The sequence below is a fragment of the uncultured Campylobacter sp. genome, from assembly GCF_938030785.1.
In the GTDB taxonomy this organism is placed as follows: Bacteria; Campylobacterota; Campylobacteria; order Campylobacterales; family Campylobacteraceae; genus Campylobacter_B.
Map to the genome: position 1 here is coordinate 1 of NZ_CALHIK010000078.1, position 4,017 is coordinate 4,017.

General features: G+C 52.7%; 4 protein-coding genes. All 4 read left to right on the top strand.

Annotated features, from left to right (window positions below):
* Nucleotides 1-991, top strand: a 991-nt coding sequence (locus Q0438_RS04265; RefSeq protein WP_299187736.1) for an amidohydrolase, incomplete at its 5' end; no start/stop codon positions are given.
* Nucleotides 992-1,001: 10 nt separating this feature from the next.
* Complete coding sequence (gene pepE, locus Q0438_RS04270; protein ID WP_299187738.1) at nt 1,002-1,700, top strand: dipeptidase PepE; 699 nt, start codon at nt 1,002-1,004, stop codon at nt 1,698-1,700.
* A gap of 11 nt (nt 1,701-1,711) precedes the next feature.
* Nucleotides 1,712-3,055, top strand: a complete 1,344-nt coding sequence (gene dcuC, locus Q0438_RS04275) for a C4-dicarboxylate transporter DcuC (protein WP_299187740.1) — start codon at nt 1,712-1,714, stop codon at nt 3,053-3,055.
* A gap of 12 nt (nt 3,056-3,067) precedes the next feature.
* Nucleotides 3,068-4,017: peptidase T (locus Q0438_RS04280; RefSeq protein WP_299187743.1), on the top strand; the 950-nt coding region annotated here is incomplete at its 3' end.

A 4,017-nucleotide genomic window follows, 5' to 3' on the forward strand; every position in this document is an offset into this window, starting at 1 on the left:
GGGCAAGACGGTCGCTTTTAGATTTGACATAGACGGCGTGGACGTGACCGAGAGCACGGACGCGGACCACCGCCCTTTTAAGGAGGGCTTTCGCTCCGACATCAGCGGCATCACGCACGCATGCGGGCACGACGGGCATATCACGATGGGGCTTGCTCTGGCAAAGCTCATCGCGCAGAGCCTAGACGATTTTAGCGGTAAATTTAGATTTATCTTCCAAACCGCCGAGGAGGGTACCAGAGGCGCCGTAGGTATGGAGGCTGCGGGCGTCACCAAGGGCGTGGATTATCTGCTGGGCGGTCATATCGGCTTTCAGGCGACCACTATGAGAGGCATCATCTGCGGTACCAAAAAGCTACTTGCGACCACTAAATTTGACGTAAATTTGCAAGGCAAGTCCGCTCACGCAGCGGGCGCGCCGCAAAATGGAGCCAATGCCCTGCTCGCCGCAGCCGAGATGGCGCTTGATATGCACGGCATCACGAGGCACGCAGACGGCGTCACGCGTATTAACGTCGGCGTGCTGCGCGCGGGCGAAGGACGCAACGTCATCGCGCCTAACGGCTATCTTGCGTGCGAGACGCGCGGCGAAAGCACGGAGCTGAATGAGTTTATGAAGGCCAAATGCATGGATATAGTGGAGGGCGTTTCTAAAATTTACGGCGTCAGCTACGACGTGCAGGTTACGGGCGGCACCGCAGGCGGCGATAGCGACGAGGCCACCACGCAGCTTTACGAGGATGCGGCGAAGGCATCGCCGTTTATCGACGATGATAAAATCGTAAGGGAGTTAAATTTTGGCGCATGCGAGGACTTCGCACATTTTATGCGCTCGGTGCAGGACGCGGGAGGCAAGAGCGGATATTTGATGATAGGCACGACGCTTGCGGCGGGACATCACAACGCCAAATTTGACTTCGACGAGGACTCGCTGCTTGCGGGAGTGGACGTGTATCTGCGCTGCGCGTATAAGCTAAACGGCAAAATTTAAGGAAAGCGGCATGAAAAGAGCACTACTTCTAAGCGCTTCCAGTTACAAAGACAGCGGTTATCTGAACCACTGCAAGGGGTGGATCAAAGAATTTTTAGGGGGTCTTTGGGAGGATGAAATTTTATTCATTCCGTTTGCGGGCGTTAGGCGCACAAGCGAGCAATACGAGCAGAAGGTCGCAGACTGCTTGGAGAGTAACAATATCAGATCGATCCATCGATTTGCCGATATGAAAGCCGCCGTTAAAAATGCCAAATCGATCTGCATCGGCGGCGGCAATACCTTCGTGCTGCTAAATGAGCTTTATAAATTTGATCTCTTAGGCGCGATCAAAGACGCCGTGGACGGCGGTACACCGTATTTCGGCTGGTCTGCGGGCGCAAACGTCGCGGGCAAGACGATGATGACTACCAACGATATGCCGATCGTCTTTCCGCCCTCGCCGGTAGCTCTGGGGATCTTTCCGCACCAGATCAATCCGCACTTCATAAGCGGTAAAATTTCAAACCACAACGGCGAGAGCAGGGAGGAGCGGCTGGAGGAGTTTTTGATCGTCAATCAAAACGACAGCGTCTATGCTATGCCCGAGGGCAGCGCGTTTTTGATAAACGGAAACGAGTGCGAGGTGATGGGGCATGCGGACGTGCTGAAATTCGAGTATAAAAAAGAGATCTCGCGCATCGCCGTGGGAAGTAAATTTAAAATTTAAAAGGAGTTATCGTGGAGACACTTAGGTTGCTTTTGGCGCTTGCGGGTATAGTCGCAGTCGTCGCTTTACTGATCATGAAGAAGGATACCAAAACCGTGCTTATCGGCGTGGGTTTGGTGCTGTGCGTGCTTTGTCTAAAGCCGCTGGACGGGCTGGGCGCCTTTACCTCGTATATGACTAAAGCAGGTCTTATTAAGGCGATCTGCGCCAGTATGGGTTTTGCCTTCGTGATGAAATTTACCGAATGCGACCGCGCTCTTGTAAATTTACTCACCAGGCCTCTTGGAAATATCGGATTTTTATTGATCCCTATCGTCGTAGCGCTTACATATTTTATCAATATCGCTATCCCCTCCGCTGCAGGCTGCTCGGCTGCGGTCGGCGCTACGCTGATCCCCGTGATGATGGCTGCGGGCGTTAAACCGGAGATGGCGGGAGCTGCGGTATTTGCGGGAACTTTCGGTAGCGTTTTAAGCCCGGGCTCGGCGCACAACGTATTTGTCGCCGATATGGTAAAGGCGCACAACCCATCCTACACGGTTCAAGACGTTATCGGGGTGCAGTTTTCTAGCGCGATTACCGCTTTGATCGTAGTTTTGATCGTAATGAGTATAACGGCGATAGTTTGCAAAGACTACACCAAGGGGCTGAATTATCTAGCGCAAAGAGAGGGCGGCGCAAATTCCGCCGCGTCAAATTCCGCCGACGGTTCAAATTTAGACTCGCAGCTTCAAAAGATAAACGTCTTATACGCGCTTATGCCGTTAGTGCCGCTAGTGATCTTGGTAATCGGCGGCACGAGCCTAAATCAGGTCTCTTTCCTAAAATGGACGAAGATGGGCGTCGCCGAAGCGATGCTACTGGGCGCTATCCTCACCATCGCCGTTACTCTAACCGATCCTCAAAAAATTACGAAGGAATTTTTCAAAGGAATGGGTAGCGCGTATGCCGAGATCATAGGTATCATCATCGCAGCGGGCGTCTTCGTCGCGGGTCTTAGCGCGTGCGGAGCGATCGATTTCGTAATCGAGTGGCTTAAAAACGAGCAGGGCTACGTAAAATTCGGCGGAACCTTCGTGCCGTTTTTTATGGGCATCGTAACGGGCTCGGGAGATGCGGCGTCGATGGCGTTTAACACCGCCGTGACCGTGCACGCCGACGCGCTGGGCTTTGAACAAGATAAGCTCGGTATGGCGGTTGCGATAAGCGGCGCGCTAGGCAGGAGCGCATCGCCGATTGCAGGCGCTTGCATCGTTTGCGCGGGACTTGCGATGGTAAGTCCTATTCAGATCGCCAAAAGAACGGCTCTAGGGATGTTTATATCCGTCTGCGTCATCGCATTTGTCATTTTGTAAAAAGGCTTATTTGTGGATATCGTGCAGAGGTTTTTAAACTACACCAAGATCAACACTACCACGAATAGGGTCGCGGGTGCTGCGGGCATAATGCCCTCAAACCCCAAGGAGCTTGAGCTCGCAGAACTCATAAAAAGCGAGCTCGAAGCTCTGGGCATAAAAAATATCAGCCTCAGCGAGAAGTCGATTTTAATCGCTAAAATTCCCTCAAATTTAGACGCGCCCGCTGCGAGAGTAGCGTTTTTCGCTCACCTCGATACCAGCGCCGAGCAGAGCAGCGACACCAAAGCGCAGATCGTAAGATACGAAGGCGGCGATATCTGCCTGAATAAAGAGCTTGGGATATATCTTAAAGAGAGCGAAAATGAGGAGCTGCAGGATTATAAAGGAGATGAGATCATTGTAACGGACGGCACCAGCTTGCTAGGCGCCGACGATAAGGCAGCGATCGCCGCAATCGTAAATGCGTTGGAATTTTTCGTCCAAAATCCGCAGATCAAACACGGCGAGATAATCGCTTGCTTCGTGCCGGACGAGGAGCAGGGCTTGCTAGGCGCAAAGGCGCTGGATGTAAGCGAGATAGGCGCAGATTTTGGCTACTGCCTTGATTGCTGCGGCATCGGCGAGTTTATCTACGAGAATTGGAACGCGGGCGATTGCGCCATTACCTTCAAAGGTCAGTCCGCTCATCCGATGAACGCCAAGGGCAAACTCGTAAATTCCTTGCTTTTGGCGCATAAGTTTATCTCGCTGCTGCCCGCGGGCGAGGCGTCCGAATACACCGATGGCAAGGAGGGCTATTTTTGGGTCAAGGAGCTTAGCGGCAACAGCGCAAAGACCGTCCTAAAGATCGACGTGAGGGAATTTGACGAGAAAAGATACGAGCAGCGTATGGAATTTTTGCAAAAAACTGCGGACGGGCTTCGCGCGATCTGGGGCGATCGGATCGAAATTTCGCTAAA

What these genes read in the sequence shown, in the direction of transcription:
- pepE (WP_299187738.1), top strand. Translation starts at nt 1,002, where the DNA reads ATGAAAAGAGCACTACTTCTAAGCGCTTCCAGTTACAAAGACAGCGGT.